The organism is Halochromatium salexigens (assembly GCF_016653295.1).
In the GTDB taxonomy this organism is placed as follows: Bacteria; Pseudomonadota; Gammaproteobacteria; order Chromatiales; family Chromatiaceae; genus Lamprobacter; species Lamprobacter salexigens.
The window spans coordinates 1-15,892 of sequence record NZ_NHSF01000013.1 but is presented as its reverse complement, the minus strand read 5'-3'; the positions used below and the strand labels follow the sequence as shown (position 1 = coordinate 15,892).

Sequence of the window (15,892 nt, the reverse complement as noted above, 5' to 3'; positions counted from 1 at the left end):
AACCCCCTAAAGCAGATCGCTGAAGCGTTTGAAGATGGCGCGGATCTCGCCGGAATCCCCACGCCGCGTCTCGCCACCGGCGGCCTCGCTGATCGCCTTGAGCGAGCGATCGTCGGCCTTGTCGCCGAAGGCCACACCAAACACCGGGATCTTGCACTGGGCATCGCCGAGGTAGCCACCGCGACCGTCAGACTGGGCGAAACCGAGCTGCTTGATCAGCTGCTGATCGGTGACCTTGGAGGCATTGTCGATGCCGTCAGTGAGCACGACGATGACCCGAATCGGCCGCTGCTCCGGGCTCGCCTTCATCTCGCGGCAGATGTCGTTCCAGGCGTCGGCGATGGCCTGACGCATGGCGGTGCCCCCCTTTGGCCTCACTTGCTCCAGGGTCTGACGCAGCCTTGCCTTGCCGTCGGCGGTCATCGCCAACGGCTGCCCCTCGGGCGTGAGATCGGAATAGGCGACGTCGTAGTCATAGAGCACCAAGGCCAGGCGATCGTCGTCCTGTAGCCGACTCGCGAGCAGATCGGCACTATCGACCGCCATCTCCATGCGCGTGCGCAGCTGACCCAGCTCGGTATCCATGATCTGCGCGTTCATGCTGCCGCTGCGATCGATCACCAGATAGACCACGGCATCGTTCTTGATGCCGCGGAAGGCGTCGCGGATCGCCTTGACGACCTTCCCAGACGGTGCTGCCAAGAAGCGATGCACGGTGTCGAATGGCTTGGTGCCGTTCTCTGGGTTCCAGACCTTGGCGTAGATCTCGGGATCGATGTCGAGCGCAACGCCAGGCCGGAAACCGTATGGCAGCGCCTGCGCCTGCACGCTGGGGGACATCAGATACTCGAAATAGCGCTTCGCCCCCTCCTCCTCCTCGGCGTCGACCCAGTCCCGATTGACCACGGCGAACGGGTGATTGCTGACAAAGGTCCCTTCAGTCGGATAGACGGCGACCAAGCGCGGGTAGCCGAGATCACGGCTGCGGATCGCATGGTTGGCCTGGATGACATCGCTCTCGTACAGCACCACCGCATCGGCATACTGCGGGCCGCCATTGGTCATCTTGTCGGCATAGAAGCCGGTCGAGGCGCCGTAATGAATCACGTTCTCGTGCACCTTCTCGACGAAGGCCTGTACCTGCGGGTCCTCGACCTTGGCCGTCGACAACCGTGGCACCGGGCGCCCCTCCTCAACCTCAGCACCCGCAAAAAACTGTGCGACCAGGGCCGAGAGCCCGCTGTTGGAGCGTTCCGGATTGGTCTGTCCATAGCGCAGGCCGCCACTGCCGGCCTTCTCGAACAGCGCCTTCCAGCCAACCCCGTCGGCGCCGCCAAGCTGGTCGACAACGGGCTCCCAGGCGGCCACGACGACCGGCGAGCTGACCAGGAAACCATCGACCTTGAGCAGATCCTCGCCGCGCTGCTCGCTGTTCTCGTAGTTGACCAGGTTCACGTAGAGGTCTGACGCTGGACTGGTGGCATGGACCTCGTCGGGCCCAGCCTGACCGTTCATGATCTCGTTGACGCTATCGCCCGAGCCCTTTGGGATGGCGTGAACGCAGATGCGCTGGCCCGATGCAGTCTTGAAGCCCTCGGCGTTGAAGGCCTCAGTCACCTCGTGGATCCAGGCCGCCTTCTCGGAGCCATAGGTAAAGCGGACGACGACTTGATCAGCCGCCGGTTGACAGAGGTTGGGACGCTTCGCGGCCAGCGCGGGAGCGCTGGAGCCGAGCCCGATCAGGATCAGGCTGATCACGCCCAGCGATGAGATGAACGGTGGCCAAACACGAATGCTTCGATCCGGTTGCATGATGCGCCTCGGCTCTCGTCTTGGGTTGTCGGTGGATTCAGATGATCGGCTATTCAGATGAGCGTTTATCCAGATGACCGTCAACAGCGAGATCAATCTCGCCGTGTCGGCGGTATCTTACCCCAGTGCGCTTCATTCCGAACTCAAGAGCGGCACTGAAGTCGCCCGATGAATCGACGCGCCAGGGGTATCCTCTCAAGGGATCATCATTCACTTGAGCTGGCATCGCTTGTGCGATCGGAAGAGACCAATGACGACCTTTGACGGCAAACCGCATAGGCGGAACCCTCGTCAATCAGGTGCGACCTCGGCAGCCCTCATCAGCGCCGCTATAGAAGCGCTGAATCGCGTCCCAAGCCTCTTCGGCCGCCTTCGCCCGCAGCAGAAAGTGCATCTTGCGCACGGCAAAATAGTGGAACTGGAAGCTCAGGTCAGGCGTGACGTAAGGGTTCGGTCGCGCCTCCCGCGGCAGTACGATGCTGAGTCCGATGCTCTTTCCCCCGACATCCTGAGCGCCCCGATTAGCGGCTTCCATGATGCCTGGGCCGCCACCAGTGACGACCACAAACTCACTGTGGCCGTTGGTCTGAGAGACTTCCGTGATGATCTGCCCGAGCCGCCGTGCTTCATCGTAGTAGCGTGATTTGGCTGCCACGCGTTGAGCGACGACGAGTGCGCGGGCAAGTCCCGCGTCCTCTGGCGCTTGGGCTGCGGCCCGCTCAGCCTCAACCAGCGACGCCTGCGCTGCAGCAGGCTCGGGGATGCGGGTGCTGCCGAAGATCACAACCGTTGAGCAGATCCCGAGATCACGCTGAACAAGCTCCGGCTTCATCAGCTCAAGCTGCAGCCGCACACCTCTGAGCTCATCGCGCAACAAGAACTCCGAATCCGCATAGGCGAGTCGATACGAGGGCGATTGGGGCTCTGCGGCGTTTCGCAACCAACACCAGACTCGGCGCTTTGGAGGTCTTCACGGGCATCGTGAAAGGGGCTGTCGCTGCATGAAGCGGTGCTGGTCGTCATCAAAGGAGCCTTCTTCGGGCACCATCACGGGTGCGAGAGCGCGTGATGTTGAACGCATTGAACGCGCCAGCGCCATCGCAGTTGTGTGACAGAGCCACCGCCACCAGCCGGCTATCGGTGCCCCTAGCCATCTCGTTCGCTGATCCACACCGCTCCCACGCTCCCCAGAGCTGGTCGTGACCGCTGTGGACACCTAGACCGATTCGCCTGTCATCGATCACCACGCCTGAGCCATGATAAGCTCCCGCCGTCATCAAACCGTCACAGCAGTATCATGGATCTCGCAGACGCCATTTGAAGCCTGACACCCCTGCAGCTTCAGATCCCCGACCGCCGTCGGCCTCTGCAACTGAAGGCGCATTGCGTCGCCGACGCCTTTCTGGTCGAGACGACGCAAGGGTCAGCGGTGGTCTGGGTCGAGGCCTTTTGGTGCAAGGAGCAGGCGGGGCGTGTCGCCCGCATCTCGTACGCGCGACCACAGCAAAATGGGTCAAAGGATCGATGGGTCGATCATGATCCGCGCTACGGCCCTCGGTGTTTGGCCTACCAACGCCCGTTCATCATCGAGCGCCTGACCCGCGAGTCACCGGCCTGGCCCGACTACAAGGCCTGGCAGCACTGGCGCGCCGCTCAAGGCAGTGCCTGCGGGCGCAGCGCTGCATGGCAGCGTATCGAACAGGAGTGAGGCGACGGGATCGTGCGGCGCCTGACCTGAGAGGCGAATGGCCGCATCGGCTGCGAGCCGGAACTGCCCTCTAGCGCCCAACTTCAGCGAGGATGGCCAGAATTGCCGCTGACCCGAGGAGCATCCGCGCATGGCGCCCAACTGCCCCTGCTGGTAGCGCGCCTTGGTGACGAACTTATAGATGTACTCAAAGCGGGCGTCGTCACCCATGTAGAAGGCGATCGGCTGCCCCGTCTGCGGCGGGGCGAAGATGCAGCCCTCGTGGGCGAAGCGGCCCAGCGCCGTGCGCTTCTTCGGGGTGCTCGTCGGATCACGGGGATCGATCTCGACGATCCAGCCCATGGTGTTGGGCTCGTTGTGGTAGTCCTCGGTGGCGTCACCCTTGATCGAGGCATCGAAGCGCAGGTACTGGTCAGCACCGTTGTCAGCGGTCTCCCAGCCGTAGCGGCTCGAGGTGGTACGCACGCCGTAGCGGCTCTGCTCGCGCGGGACCTCGATGTTGATACTGTTCTCCGCGAGCAGGGTGTCGAGTTCGCCGAGGAAGGTACGACCCACCTCGGTCAGCGTGTTGCCATCCTGCGTGTACAGGTTGCTGGTAATCTTCTGGTCCACCGTCGCGTCGATCACGCCGATGATCTCGTTCTTGCCGGCATCGAAACGGGCGTAGTAGTCGCCCTGCGGCGCCGAGGTGCCCTGGAAGCCGAGGGCGTCGAATAGGGCATCGATCCGGGTCAGCTGGACCTTGTTGACGAAGTAGCCGGCCCAGTTCTCCTCGCAGGTCAGGTACGTGCCCCAGGGCGTGTAGCCGTGCGCGCAGTTGTTGATGGTGCCGCGGGTTCGCGTGCCGTTCGGGCTGAACTGGGTCTTGACCAGGTCGCTGCCGCGCACTGGGCCGCTGATCTCCATCTGCGTGCCGGCGGTGATGCGGCGGTTGAGCGGGCTGTTGTTGACCACGCCCCAGATACCATCTTCCTGCTTCTGGATCTCGACCACGCTGACGCCGTGCGCCGCGATCTCCTTGCGCACCTCGTCCTCAGGCCGGGGACCGTTCGGCGAATTCGTCGGGCCCTTGACATGTAGCACCTGCTGGTCGACGTACTCATGGTTCACGCACAGGATGCCGTGGCCGTTGGGGTCGTCAGCCATCGGGAAGTAATGCATGCCGTCGTGGTGCGAGCCGACCTGCTGTTCCTGCTCGGCGCCGCTGTTACCGTTAACGCCATCATAGGCTGGGAAGCGGCCGGTGATTGGCGTGCCCCAGGGGATCAGCACCTGGACCTTGTAGCCAGATGGCACCGTCGCCGTATCGGATCGGACCACCGGGATGGCATCAAATCCCAACGTCGGATTCAGGCCGAAGGGCGGGCCGTCCTGGGCGGCCGGCGGCAGGAATGTCGGACCCTTGGCGGGGGCGACGCCAGTCGCGCTGAATAGCCCCGCAACAGCGGCGCCGATGCTGCCGGCCAGCACCTGACGCCGAGAGAAGCGCTTCTCCATGATGCTGGAGAAGTGTGGGTTGTCGGACGGGTTGCTCATCGGCTCGTCGCCGTTGTCTTCGATCATCAGGTTGGCTGGAAGCCTCTCGCGCATGGCTGTTTCCGGGCCTTGGTTGAATGTAGAACTGGGATATTAGGCACCCATCGTGAACACATGATGGCAATGCAGTGACGGCTCGATGACCGGACCGCACGCCAGACCATGCAATCGGCATCGGCTTTCTGCGCGGCGGCTATCTTGGGGCGCTGCTGGCCTCGCTCGGCTTTACGCTGCCCTCGATGCTGCTGATGATCGCCTTCGGGTACGGGCTGATCCGTCTCGGTGACCTGCCGGGCGTGACGGCTTCGGTGCATGCCTTGAAGCTGGTCGCGGTGGCGGTGGTCGCGCAGGCGATCTGGTCGATGGCCCAATCGCTCTGTCCGGATCGTCTGCGCGGGAGCCTCGCGCTGGGGGCCGCGGCCTGTTTGCTGATCTGGCCAAGCGCGATGGGGCAGTTGGCAGTGATCCTGTTGGCGGGTGTGATGGGTTGGCGCCTGTGTTCACCCGCACGGCCACAGAGCGCCGATCCTCTGTCGCTGCCGATGGCACGCGGCCCGGCGATCGCCCTACTTGCCACCTTTGGAGGGCTGTTGCTGCTGGCCTTGCTCCCGAGCGGCGTCTGGCCTGTGCATGGGCTGGAGTTAGCCGCGGCCATGTTCCGCTCCGGCGCCCTGGTGTTTGGCGGTGGCCACGTTGTTGGACGCGGAGACAGTGCGCACGGGCTGGGTCAGCCAGGAGGCCTTTCTGGCTGGCTATGGCGCAGCGCAGGCCCTGCCTGGCCCATTGCTCACCTTTGCGGCCTTTCTCGGCACGGTCGAGGCGCCGACACCGAACGGTGCGCTTGGGGGGATACCTTCTACGATCCGGTGCTGACGACCGCGGTCAGCGATGGACGCGATGCCGCTGTCCCCCTTGGGGCCTTTGCACTGCTGGTGCTCTAGCGGATACCGGCGTGGCTGCTGGTCCTCGGTGCTGGGCTTGGGGCGGTGTTGATGACTCGCTGAGTTGAAACGGTCCTCCGCCAGCAGCTTGCGCCAGCTGGGCCGTGCCCGCATGAGACCCTGTCTACAGTGCCAGATCCACTATCTGGTCACCGAGCAGGGGCGCTTTGATCAGGGCTGCCCGCTGTGCGCGCGCTATCGCAGTCTGGGCTTGTCGAGCTTGAAGGTCGGACAGGCGGGGCGACTCATTTGGTGAGGATGCGCTGACGATGCTCGCCAACGGGGCCTGATCCTGTGCGCGCAAAGGGGTTGCCTGAGTGACAGGCAGAGCGCATTCCTGTTCAGAACCCTCGGCGCGGCCTGCCTTCCTTCATCACCCGTTTGACCATCTTGCCGAAGGCGCGGTCTTTGGGCCGGCGCTCGGAAAGACTCGCTGAGTTGAAACGGTCCTCGGCCAGCAGCTTGCGCCAGCGCTGCAGCCGCGCGGGCTCGAGCTGGCCCTGCTCGATCGCCTCGCGGACCGCACAGTCGGGCTCGCGCTCATGCTGGCAGTTCCCGAAGCGGCAGTGCGCCGATAGGGCCTCAATGTCCTCGAAGGTCTCGGCGATGCCGGAGGCGGCGTCTGCCAACTGCAATTCGCGCATGCCCGGGGTGTCCAGCACCAGGCAGCCGCCGGGAATCAGATGCAGCTCGCGACGGGTCGTGGTATGGCGCCCCTTGGCGTCGTCCTCGCGGATGACCTGGGTGGCGATTGCATCGGTGCCGGCCAGGGCGTTGGTGAGGGTGGATTTGCCGACACCGGATGAGCCGAGGAAGGCGACGGTCTGGCCTGGCTGACACCAGGGCGACAGCGTGGCCTGCGGGTCGTCTCTGCGAGCATTGAGCGCGACGACCGGGACCCGGTCGGAGATGTGGCCGGCGGCGTCGATCCAGGTCGGCGGATCGGTCACCAGGTCGGCCTTGGTCAGCACCATGACCGGCGTGATCCCGGCCTCGAAGGCCAACGCGACATAGCGTTCCAGCCGGGCCAGGTTGAAGTCCTGATTGCAGGAGGTGACGACGAAGACCGTGTCGATATTGGCGGCGATCCGTTGCACCTGTCGGTCGGTGCCGGGCGCGCGGCGTTTGATCAGGCTCTTCCGCGACAGGAGGCGGCTCGCCCGGGGCTGTGCGCGATCGAGCAGCAGCCAGTCGCCGACGGTGGCGTCAGCGCGTGGTGGGAGGATCTCATCGATGCCGACGCCCAGGATCTGCAGGCCGCTGCGATGCACGGCGACGACGCGGGCTGGGGGCGTTGCTGAGAGGGCCTCCGCGCTGGTCTGTTGCGCGAAGCAGGGTTGCCAGCCGAGTGCGGCGAGCGACGCCGGATCATGGCTGACGGTGTCGGCGTGCTTGCTCTCGTGAACATGACCGACGTCGTCGGAGTTCATGCGGATCGTCCCTACCAAAATACTGGATCGTTGAGTGCCTGGACACAGCGCGACGGCCCTTTGAGCGCGGTCATCGCCCGGTCCGTCAACGACTGCGCCAGCCAGCCTTCGGGCTGTTGCAGCGTGAAGGGGGCTGGTGCATCCGCCTCGCTGATCGGCTTGAAGCCGACCTTGGCATAGTAGCCGGGATCGCCGTAGGTCATGGCGATGTCGACGCCGGCACTGCGCAGTGTGGCCAGGCCATGAGTCAGCAGGCGTTGCCCGATGCCCTTGCCTTGCTGATCGGTGGCCACGGCAACCGGGGCGAGCACGAAGACGGTCCGCTGATCCTGTTCGTAGGTCAGTCTTGAGCAAAGGATGCCGCCGATGATGGCGCCCTCTTCCTCAGCCGTGAAGACGAAGCGATCCGGCTGCGCCGTGCTGGCGAGCAGGTTGCGCACGAGATCGCCGATCAGCGCGCCTTCTCCCGCGCCCTCGGAGGCGGTGAAGGTGGCGCGGAACAGCTCGATGATCGCCTCTTCGCGGCCTTGAGTGTCTGTCGAAAACGGCATGCTGATGTTGCCCTCTCGGACGAAGTCGATGAGCGGCTCGATGTCCGGATCGCCAACGCGGAACGGACGTCGCTCCACGGAATCGCAGCGGTTGGCGTCCAGAATCCGTGCAAGATCAGATGCGTCGATCACTCGTCCATCGTCGATTCCGGGGTTCGACTGCCGCTCGGGAATGGCGCGGAACAAGGCGTCGGTGTTTTCATTGGCGCCGATGACCAGGTTGATGTTAACCGCACTTGATGTGATTCACCACCGGATCGAGCAGGCTGGCGATCTCGGCCACGCTTGCCGCGTTGGCTTCACCTTTCGCGACCGCCAGGAGAGCGCTTCCAACTGACTGACTGCTCTTTCTCGGTCCCATGGAGGAATTCGGTTGGCGCGGCGTGGCGCAACCCTTGCTCCAGCGGCACATGGCGCCTCTCTGGGCCGGAGCGCTCATCGGCGCGACCTGGGGCTTGTGGCACCTGCCGGCCTTCTTTCTCTCGAGCACCGTCTTCGCCGATTGGAACTTCCTTGCGTTTTTCGTTGGCAATGTCGTGCTGGCGGTGCTGGTCACGCCGCTGTTCAACCAGACACAGGGCAGCCTGCTGTGGCCGATGCTGTTCCACTGGCAGCTCATCAATCCATTCTGGCCAGATGCGCAACCCTGGGATACAGCGATGCTCGTCGCTGTCGCCATCATCGTCGTGTGGTGGAACTGTGACACCCTGTTCCGTCGCGAAGGCGCCGTGACCGAGGTCATACCGGCAGGTCAACACTCAGGCGATTGACCACCATCGCCTCAGCGCTTGCGCATTCTGACGAACGTGACCACCCATTCCGGTGATCGTGACCGCCTGGGAAATGTTGGTGTCGTCAGGATCGATCAGGGAACGGCTCATGACAACTGTTCCCGACGATGGTGAATGGTCTTGAGCAGCTTGCGCGCGATGTAGGCGGCATACTCCTCGCTGTTCTCGTAACCGGCGTCCAGCGCCAGACTGGCCAGTTCATCGATGCCCGCCCGCAGTCGAGCGATCTCGCTCAAGGGTCGACCGCAGGTCAGACAGCGTTCGCCATCGTCTCGACAGGCGTCCTTGCCGTGGCAGGGCTCAAAGCGGGGCATGCTTAGTCTCCTTCAGGTTGAGTGGCCATCGCGACGAGGACCTCACGCGCTTCTGCGGGCGAGCCGATCGGGCGCAACAGGGGGATGCGGCGAAGGCGATCGGCCACCCGGACATCGATGCCCTCGGCGTCGATGCCGATCATGGCGACGTCGTCCTCGCCATCGGCGTCAGCGCCGCATGGCGTGACCTTGCCGACGGCGCTCAGGCGGCCACGTTGCTGGACATCGCCCTCGCTCTCTTCGAGCAGCGTCAGCCCGCAGCGGCTGTCGGCCTCGAGATGCTTGGTGTGTTGCGACAGCGGGCTCAGCAAGAGCAGCGGCCGCCCTTCCTGATCCAGGACATAGGGCACGACCGAGCCGAACGGATAGCCGGCCAGTTCCAAGGAATGGGTCGAGAGGACGCCATGGAAGCTGCCGGCCAGCACCTGGCGGGCTGCGGCGGCCTGTTGGTCATGGTCTGTCATTGGGATGCCACATCAGCACGCAGGACGGTGTCGACATCCGCCTCGGTCACGGGCAGCGTCAAGACCGCATGGAGTGGAAACCGCTCGGCGAGCAGCGGGACGTACTGCGCCTGCTCTTTGCTGACCAGGACGATGACCCGTGTTTCCGGCGCCTGCTTGCTCAGGCTGGCAAGGAACACATCAAGGTTGCAGACATTGGCACCGGCATAATTATTACCGAAGCCGTAGAAGAATTCGGCCACCACCCAGTCCGGCGCGCTGCGCTTGAGCGCCTGCAGGGCCTTGCGCTGGGATGGGAGCTTGATCTGGGTGATGCCCAAGTGCTGGTAGAGCGCGTCGAGCCGGGGATGACTGGGAGATTCGATGATCGAGAACAGGGTCGTCATGGAAGTCAAACGCGTACTCTGGACCAACCGCTGGATGGGATGCAGCCTATCAGGCCTGGCCGGCGCGGTCCTGTTCAGCACCAGGGGTTGCCGATGCGCCGCCGCCATGCCTGCGGGCGAACCGCCACGGATGTCGTCTAGGCTCCCGGACGATCAGGGGGGCCCGATCAACACCGCTCTGGGACTGACATCACGCCGCATCGGACAGTGTTTGCGCAAGAGGCCTCACTATGGGACACCTGCTGAACGACAAATCGGCCCTGGTGCCGCTGATCGACCGCATCAACCGCTACCCGGTGGGCCTGGTCGACAGTCCACGCCTGCGTCAGATCCTCGCGCTGCTGTTCGATCCGCGTGAGGCCGAGGTGGCGGCGCGCTTTCCACTGACCGAGGCCACCCGGGCTGAGCTGGTCGAGCGCACCGGCCTGCCGGCGGCCGAGCTGGATGGGATTCTCGAATCCATGGCCAACAAGGGGCTGGTGATGGATCTGCCAGTGGGGCATGAGACCTACTATCTGTTGGTGCCGGGGCTGATCGGTTTCATGGAGTTCAGCTTCATGCGCGATCGCGGCGATCTGCCCCAGGCGGAGCTGGCCCGGCTGATGTCGGAGTACCTGCGCGAACAGGGTAAAGACGGACAGGCCGGTGAGTTCTTCGGCAGCCGCTGGCCGTTGACGCGGGCGCTGGTCTATGAGGATCAGATTTCGGTGCAGTCACGCATCACCCCTTGGGAAGATGCCCGTCAGATCATCCAGAACGCCGAGTTCCACGCAGTGACGCTGTGCTTCTGCCGGCACAAGCGGTCGCACGAGGGCAAGACCTGCCAACAAGGCGCGCCGGTCGAGGAAATCTGCATGGTGCTCGGCGAGGGTGCGCGCTTCCTGGTGCGCCGCGGCATGGCCGAGCCGCGCAGTGCCGAGCAGATGCTGGCGATCCTCGACCGGGCGCGTGCGCTTGGGCTGACGCACATCACCGATAACATTCGTGAGCAGCCGTCATTTCTCTGCAACTGCTGTCGTTGTTGCTGCGAGCTGTTGGCCGGCGTGCAGATGGGTTTTCACGAGGGCATCGCCAAGACGCCCTTTCTCGCCGAGGTCGATCCCGCGCGCTGCGACTACTGCGGCGCCTGTCTGCGTGCCTGCAATGCCAAGTGCATCGGCCTGGCCGACGATGCCCGTGCGCTGCCCAAGGCGCAGCGCTGGGCGCAGGTGGACGCTGAGGTCTGTCTCGGCTGCGGTGCCTGCCTGCAGGCGTGCGAGCAAGGTGCGTTGACCCTGGTGCCGCGTGCGACGCGCCCGCGCCCGCCGCGCGATCGCAATGCCCTGTTCGCGCGCATCCTCTGGGACAAGGGCCGGCTGATGCCGTTCCTCGCCGACGGGCTGCGTCGGGGTGTTGAGCGCCTGCTCCGACGGCGTTGATCGGCTTGGCTTCACAGCGGTCCGGCTCGAGTCGCTTGCCCGCGCCCAAGGTCTGATGCATCAGAGGTTGCCCTGTCTACATCAGCGCTGTCACGCGTTTATCGATGAGGTAGACCTGTCCATCGATCTCCTGGCAGCGCAGGGGCTCGAGTCGCTCGCCGGAGCAGAGCACGCTCAAGGATTCGCCCGAGGCCGGATCGAAGGTAATGCCATGCATGGAGCAGCGCAGGTGCCCTTGCTGTTCATCGAAGACGGCGTCGTGCACGCAGTCCAGGCGCCGCACCATGTGCACGCATTGATTCAGATAGGCGTAGACCTGGTCCTCGTAGCGCAGCACGATCGCGGTCTGCGGGTGCTTCTTGAACAGCAAGGGGATGATGTGATGCTGGCGATCCGCCAGTTCAGCGCTGTCACAGACCAGCAGCTTGCGTCGGTCGCGCGCGGACCTGTTGAGGGTTGATGCTGTGTTCATCGGTCAGTCACCTGGCCCATTCGGCCCTGCTTTGCCCGTGCGACGCCATGATGCCGGAGCCAAACCCTGCCGTTCTGTGTTGCTCTGTTCTGTTCGACAGCCTGCTGCGTAGCGACCTCCTGCTGCGGTTCCGTTTCCCGATCCAGCTCCAGCGCATCGGCAAGCACCTGCGCCAGATGGCGAGGGCGTTGCGCCGTATGGGCGCGCATCTGCTGCCGACAGGAGAAGCCGTTGGCGATGACGGGCGCGCTCGGGTTGGCGCGCAGTTGCGGCAGCAAGGCCAGCTCGGCCATCTGTCGGGACAGGTCGGCGTGCTCCTGTTCCAGGCCGAAGGTGCCGGCCATCTCGCACTCGCGCTTGCAGCCGACGCACAGATCCATGGGGCGGGCGAGGGTTGGGTCGGCGAGGGCCGCATCGAGCAGGCTGGCCTCGCGTTGAACCGCATCGGCCGGGTGAGCGTCGGCCGAGCCGGCATTGAGGGCGGCCTTCAACAGCCGCACTCGCCCACCGGTGGAGAGGGCCGGATCGCCGGTGACGCGAAAGCTCGGACACATGACCCCCTTGCGGGTCTCGGCCTCGCACTGGCGGCTGTTGATGCAGACCGCGACGGCCTTGGCGAAGTCACCACCGTGGCGCGGGATGTCCGCATAGGCGTCGCCCATGCCGACATCCTGGTAGGCGGACCAGTCCAGCGCTGTCTTCATGAGATGACCAACTCCGACCGAATGGATGGGCAGTGCACAGCGATAACTCGAACGGGACTAGGCGGGTACCGGCGCTTCGCAGACCTCGAGCAATAGCGGAAGGATCTCGTCCAGCCAAGCGGCCTCGTCGGTATCGTTGGCCTTGCCGGGGAGCACGCCTTCGCCATCGGTGGGCGTACCGAGGATCAGTGCCTTGAAGGCCAGCAGGTCATCAGCACTGGCGCGATTGACGTTCAGCGGTTTGGCGACCAGGTCCTCTCCGTGGCGCGCCTTGATCGCCTTTGCGATCTTCTTCGCGATCAGTCGGGTGGTGCCGGAATCCGTTCCAAAGAAGATGCCGATCTGACGCATACGGCCCCCGTCGAGTGCGTGTCGCTCCGTTGGGAGCCTTGGTGAGTGTCTTGATCATCAGCCCGTCGATTTGAGCAAATTCATCAGCAAGACCCGCGCCAATCAACGGCGTGCCGGCCGGTATCCCGAAGACAGGAGCGACCAAAGGGTTCAAGTGGCTGAAGCGAAGGCGGATCGTGATCGATGGAGCAGCGGCATCTCGGTTGTTGAGCGACCGGATGTCATCGCCATCGTGAGCCGCATGTCGCCACTCAGCGTGCCTGAGCCTGTGGCGAAGCCGACAACGGTCTCGGTCTTGGCTGGGTCGAGACAGTGAGCACTGAGGCTCGACGCCGCGCAGGGGCGTTGGCTCACTGATCGGGCTCTACGACCTCGACCATGACCTCGTTGCGGCGCAGGAACGGCAGCGAGAACGGCGAGTTGTAGCGGGCGTAGACGGGTTCGCCAACCGGGGTCAGACCAGCGGCACGGACCGCATCGAGCAGCTGCGTCTCATGGTTCCGGTAGTTGGATTCGCCCCAGCCGCCGGCGTAACGCAGCACGGCCATGAGACGACCGGGTTCTTCGCGGAGGGTGACGCGCGGATCGTTGGGACGCGGCACGGTCTCGAGCGTGAAGCGCTCCGGCATCACGAAGCTAATGATGAAGCTGTCGGCGTCGGTCTGTGCGGGGCGTTGCGTCACCGGGGCGGTCATCTCGATCCGGGTTCCGGCTTGGTCATCGTCGCTGGCCGACGGGCGTTGCGTGACGGGTGCGGTCATCGCGATCTTCTCGGCGGCCTGGTTGTTGCCGAAGATGTAGTCGGCGAGGATGCGAAAAGCCTTGTTGCCGACCTTGTCGAAACGGCCCTGGACCTCGGTTTCAGCGAGCAATTGCGGCTGATAGCGGCGGAGCTCAAAACCTGGACCTTCACGGACGACCTCGTAAGCCGGTTCTTCGGTGGCCATTGCTTGCCCTCCCCAAACTGTCAGTAGCATCGTCAGCGTGATACGCGTCAAGCGTTGGGTGTGCCTGTTCATCATCAATGTCCTCGTGCGGCTGGCCTGTTGGCAAGAGTTGTACCTAGAGCAGCAGGATCGCGTCGTGGCTCGTGGCCGGCTGGGACCACCGATTGATATCAATGGGGCTTGGGTGCTGGCCCGGGATCTGACAACCGGATTGGCCATGCGGCGCTTTTGCCGACAGTGCCACATCCATTACCTCGCCGCGGACTTTTCGCGCACCGCGCTGCAGTGTCCGATCTGCAGACTCAAGCAACGGGGTGGTTGGCGGCGCCGGGGTGGCGTGCGGGTGGCAAAGGATGATGAGGCCGTTGAAGCGCAGCCCCAGGGTCACTCAAACCTCTGAGGAGCGATGTCACAGATCACATCCCAGCAGATGAACCCGCCGGGCATGGCTGTGCTCGGCTAGAGATCGCCAAGAAGATGCCCTTCACTCGATTCATCCCCGATTCGCTGCCATCGCTTCGGACACCCCGAGAGATGGCAATCTCGAGACTGGCAGGTGGCAAGCAGGGGCACTGATTTTCCCATCGATTAGGCGCGAGTCCAAGATCGCGATGTCCTCCACGCCGAAGTTCCACAGTTAGGGGCATAACCCCCTGTTTCCCTTGACCCAGGATCTTAAAAAATGTCACAACAGTTGACTTGTTAACTGGGGCAAGTCGCGCTCGGTCTCCACTAGAAGGGCTCTGGTTGGGCCGCCGTGAACAGGATAAGTGGTTGCCTTCACGACAGTCTGCTGCGTGTTGCTGTGGGTACCACCTGAGAGAGAGGCTCCTAGTACAACGATCCTATCAGGTAGCGACGCCTGGTCGTGGCCGTGGAGCACGCCCCCGTTGCGTTGTGTCACTTGGTGGTGGATGCACGGATTGCTTATCTGCTGACGGATCGCCTAAGGTCCTGCCATGTACACGCGCATCACCCAATCGGGCCCGCGGCGCTACCTGCAGCTGGTCGAAGGCTATCGGGATGCAGCCGGCAAGGTGAAGCAGCGCGTCGTGGCCAGCCTCGGGCGAGTCGATCAGCTCGAGGCGGGCGATCTCGAGCCCCTCATTCACGGCCTGCAACGCGCTGTCGGGCGCCCGGAGTCGTTGCCAGGCGCGCCGGTATTCGAGACTGCACGCAGCTACGGGGATGTTTGGACCCTGCATCAGCTCTGGCAGGAGCTGGGCCTGGGCGAGGCCCTGCGTCGGGCACTGCGTTCCTCCCGTCGCCAATTCGACGCCGAGGCGCTGATTCGCGCGATGGTGTTCAACCGCCTGGCCGAGCCGAGCAGCAAGCTCGGGCTGCTGGAGTGGCTGCAGGGGGTGCGGCCTTGCCATGATGTTCCGTTGAAGAGTACGCTGAAACCTTCTGATTTAACAGAGCCTAGTGCAACGCTGCTGAAGTCCCGATACATGCTGACCACTCACACCATTGTCGATATTGGAGCTTGGCACTTTCTGGTGGTATCGAATCTTTGGCAGCGTTGCACTAGGGAGGCGAATGTGACGCAGGTGGTCAGACGTTCGGGGGATGAAGTGACAGTCGAGGTGACGGTGCGCCTAAGTGGCAGCCTGATGGAGATGGAGGAAGCCATTCTGGAGGCGACCAACGCCGTGGGGTGTTGTGCGACCGAGGAGGCCCTTGGGCGCTTTGACACCGACGGCAGCCCGATGCGCCTCGGCGAGACCAAGCTCACCGCCCGTGGCCGCCATCCGAAGGTCTACCAGAGCCCCTATGGCGACGTGCAGCTCGAGCGCTACGTCTACCAGACCTCGCGTGGCGGGCGCATCTACTGCCCGTTAGAGCACCAGGCGCGGATCATCCGCGGTGCCACCCCGCGCTTTGCCAGCCAGCTCAGCCACAAGTATGCCCAGCTCAATGTACGCGCGGTGCAGCGAGACTTAGGTGATTTCCAGAAACAGTTATACCGAGCAGGCAGGCTTGATCAAGATATCCCACTTCGGCAGATCGGGGTTGCGCAGTAGCCGCGCTTCGACCTCTCGCATGGCCTTCTTGGTGAGTTTGACG

15 protein-coding genes and 1 pseudogene are annotated in these 15,892 nt (G+C 63.9%); 4 read left to right on the top strand and 12 right to left on the bottom strand.

Translation table 11 applies throughout. The features are described 5' to 3' along the window. Positions 1–6 precede the first annotated feature (6 nt). The 3 genes from CCR82_RS02040 to CCR82_RS19030 all read right to left on the bottom strand — a co-directional run bounded on the left by CCR82_RS02040 (position 7) and on the right by CCR82_RS19030 (position 5,110). Positions 7–1,812: a vWA domain-containing protein gene (locus tag CCR82_RS02040; protein WP_201243698.1), complete on the bottom strand. Its 1,806-nt coding sequence runs from the start codon at positions 1,810–1,812 to the stop codon at positions 7–9. A gap of 295 nt (positions 1,813–2,107) precedes the next feature. After that, on the bottom strand, positions 2,108–2,752 hold the full coding sequence (locus CCR82_RS02035) for an LOG family protein (RefSeq protein ID WP_242513180.1): 645 nt from the start codon (positions 2,750–2,752) through the stop codon (positions 2,108–2,110). Positions 2,753–3,418: 666 nt separating this feature from the next. Further along, positions 3,419–5,110, bottom strand: a complete 1,692-nt coding sequence (locus tag CCR82_RS19030; RefSeq protein ID WP_338073078.1) for a PhoX family protein — start codon at positions 5,108–5,110, stop codon at positions 3,419–3,421. A 113-nt stretch (positions 5,111–5,223) separates the two neighbouring features. Between CCR82_RS19030 and CCR82_RS19455 the strand changes: the two genes are divergently transcribed. After that, complete coding sequence (locus tag CCR82_RS19455) at positions 5,224–5,997, top strand: chromate transporter (RefSeq protein WP_338073080.1); 774 nt, start codon at positions 5,224–5,226, stop codon at positions 5,995–5,997. Between the two features lie 341 nt (positions 5,998–6,338). On the opposite strand, the gene rsgA is transcribed toward CCR82_RS19455, so the two are convergent. After that, a complete protein-coding gene (rsgA, locus tag CCR82_RS02015; RefSeq protein WP_201243696.1) occupies positions 6,339–7,427 on the bottom strand; it encodes a ribosome small subunit-dependent GTPase A in 1,089 nt (362 codons plus the stop codon). Between the two features lie 11 nt (positions 7,428–7,438). Next, positions 7,439–8,110, bottom strand: a complete 672-nt coding sequence (locus CCR82_RS02010; protein ID WP_338073077.1) for a GNAT family N-acetyltransferase — start codon at positions 8,108–8,110, stop codon at positions 7,439–7,441. Positions 8,111–8,319: 209 nt separating this feature from the next. Here CCR82_RS02010 and CCR82_RS02005 point away from each other — a divergent pair, with 209 nt between their 5' ends. Further along, the gene (locus tag CCR82_RS02005; RefSeq protein WP_276570519.1) at positions 8,320–8,748 is read left to right on the top strand and encodes a CPBP family intramembrane glutamic endopeptidase; all 429 of its coding nucleotides are present in this window, start codon (positions 8,320–8,322) and stop codon (positions 8,746–8,748) included. Between the two features lie 107 nt (positions 8,749–8,855). Here CCR82_RS02005 and CCR82_RS02000 read toward each other — a convergent pair whose 3' ends face one another. The 3 genes from CCR82_RS02000 to CCR82_RS01990 are packed head-to-tail and all read right to left on the bottom strand — an operon-like array spanning position 8,856 to position 9,933. Beyond that, on the bottom strand, positions 8,856–9,083 hold the full coding sequence (locus tag CCR82_RS02000; protein WP_201243695.1) for a hypothetical protein: 228 nt from the start codon (positions 9,081–9,083) through the stop codon (positions 8,856–8,858). A 2-nt stretch (positions 9,084–9,085) separates the two neighbouring features. Then, a complete protein-coding gene (locus CCR82_RS01995; protein ID WP_201243694.1) occupies positions 9,086–9,547 on the bottom strand; it encodes a pyridoxamine 5'-phosphate oxidase family protein in 462 nt (153 codons plus the stop codon). Then, positions 9,544–9,933 (bottom strand): hypothetical protein, encoded by a 390-nt coding sequence (locus CCR82_RS01990; protein WP_201243693.1) that lies wholly within the window; start codon positions 9,931–9,933, stop codon positions 9,544–9,546. The genes CCR82_RS01995 and CCR82_RS01990 overlap by 4 nt, the downstream gene beginning before the upstream one ends. A gap of 230 nt (positions 9,934–10,163) precedes the next feature. Between CCR82_RS01990 and CCR82_RS01985 the strand changes: the two genes are divergently transcribed. Then, positions 10,164–11,351 carry a 4Fe-4S binding protein gene (locus CCR82_RS01985; RefSeq protein WP_201243692.1) on the top strand — a complete coding sequence of 396 codons (1,188 nt, stop codon included), beginning with the start codon at positions 10,164–10,166 and terminating at the stop codon, positions 11,349–11,351. Positions 11,352–11,427: 76 nt separating this feature from the next. Here the strand turns inward: CCR82_RS01985 and CCR82_RS01980 are convergent, their stop codons facing one another. The 4 genes from CCR82_RS01980 to CCR82_RS01965 form a co-directional block, all read right to left on the bottom strand. Then, positions 11,428–11,823, bottom strand: coding sequence for a Rieske (2Fe-2S) protein (locus CCR82_RS01980; protein ID WP_201243691.1), 396 nt, complete (start codon positions 11,821–11,823; stop codon positions 11,428–11,430). Beyond that, positions 11,820–12,527: a hypothetical protein gene (locus CCR82_RS18370; RefSeq protein WP_242513178.1), complete on the bottom strand. Its 708-nt coding sequence runs from the start codon at positions 12,525–12,527 to the stop codon at positions 11,820–11,822. Before CCR82_RS18370 ends, CCR82_RS01980 begins: the two co-directional genes overlap by 4 nt. A 57-nt stretch (positions 12,528–12,584) precedes the next feature. Continuing rightward, positions 12,585–12,878, bottom strand: a complete 294-nt coding sequence (locus tag CCR82_RS01970; RefSeq protein ID WP_201243690.1) for a flavodoxin domain-containing protein — start codon at positions 12,876–12,878, stop codon at positions 12,585–12,587. A 350-nt stretch (positions 12,879–13,228) separates the two neighbouring features. Then, positions 13,229–13,825, bottom strand: coding sequence for an SOUL family heme-binding protein (locus CCR82_RS01965; protein WP_201243689.1), 597 nt, complete (start codon positions 13,823–13,825; stop codon positions 13,229–13,231). Between the two features lie 959 nt (positions 13,826–14,784). On the opposite strand from CCR82_RS01965, the pseudogene CCR82_RS19225 reads away from it, so the two are divergent. Beyond that, positions 14,785–15,183: pseudogene (locus tag CCR82_RS19225) on the top strand (IS1634 family transposase N-terminal domain-related protein); the annotation flags it as partial. Positions 15,184–15,892 lie beyond the last annotated feature (709 nt).

What these genes read in the sequence shown, in the direction of transcription:
- CCR82_RS01970 (WP_201243690.1), bottom strand. Translation starts at nt 12,878, where the DNA reads ATGCGTCAGATCGGCATCTTCTTTGGAACGGATTCCGGCACCACCCGA.
- CCR82_RS01965 (WP_201243689.1), bottom strand. Translation starts at nt 13,825, where the DNA reads ATGGCCACCGAAGAACCGGCTTACGAGGTCGTCCGTGAAGGTCCAGGT.
- rsgA (WP_201243696.1), bottom strand. Translation starts at nt 7,427, where the DNA reads ATGAACTCCGACGACGTCGGTCATGTTCACGAGAGCAAGCACGCCGAC.
- CCR82_RS02040 (WP_201243698.1), bottom strand. Translation starts at nt 1,812, where the DNA reads ATGCAACCGGATCGAAGCATTCGTGTTTGGCCACCGTTCATCTCATCG.
- CCR82_RS18370 (WP_242513178.1), bottom strand. Translation starts at nt 12,527, where the DNA reads ATGAAGACAGCGCTGGACTGGTCCGCCTACCAGGATGTCGGCATGGGC.
- CCR82_RS01980 (WP_201243691.1), bottom strand. Translation starts at nt 11,823, where the DNA reads ATGAACACAGCATCAACCCTCAACAGGTCCGCGCGCGACCGACGCAAG.
- CCR82_RS02000 (WP_201243695.1), bottom strand. Translation starts at nt 9,083, where the DNA reads ATGCCCCGCTTTGAGCCCTGCCACGGCAAGGACGCCTGTCGAGACGAT.
- CCR82_RS01995 (WP_201243694.1), bottom strand. Translation starts at nt 9,547, where the DNA reads ATGACAGACCATGACCAACAGGCCGCCGCAGCCCGCCAGGTGCTGGCC.
- CCR82_RS01985 (WP_201243692.1), top strand. Translation starts at nt 10,164, where the DNA reads ATGGGACACCTGCTGAACGACAAATCGGCCCTGGTGCCGCTGATCGAC.
- CCR82_RS19030 (WP_338073078.1), bottom strand. Translation starts at nt 5,110, where the DNA reads ATGCGCGAGAGGCTTCCAGCCAACCTGATGATCGAAGACAACGGCGAC.
- CCR82_RS01990 (WP_201243693.1), bottom strand. Translation starts at nt 9,933, where the DNA reads ATGACGACCCTGTTCTCGATCATCGAATCTCCCAGTCATCCCCGGCTC.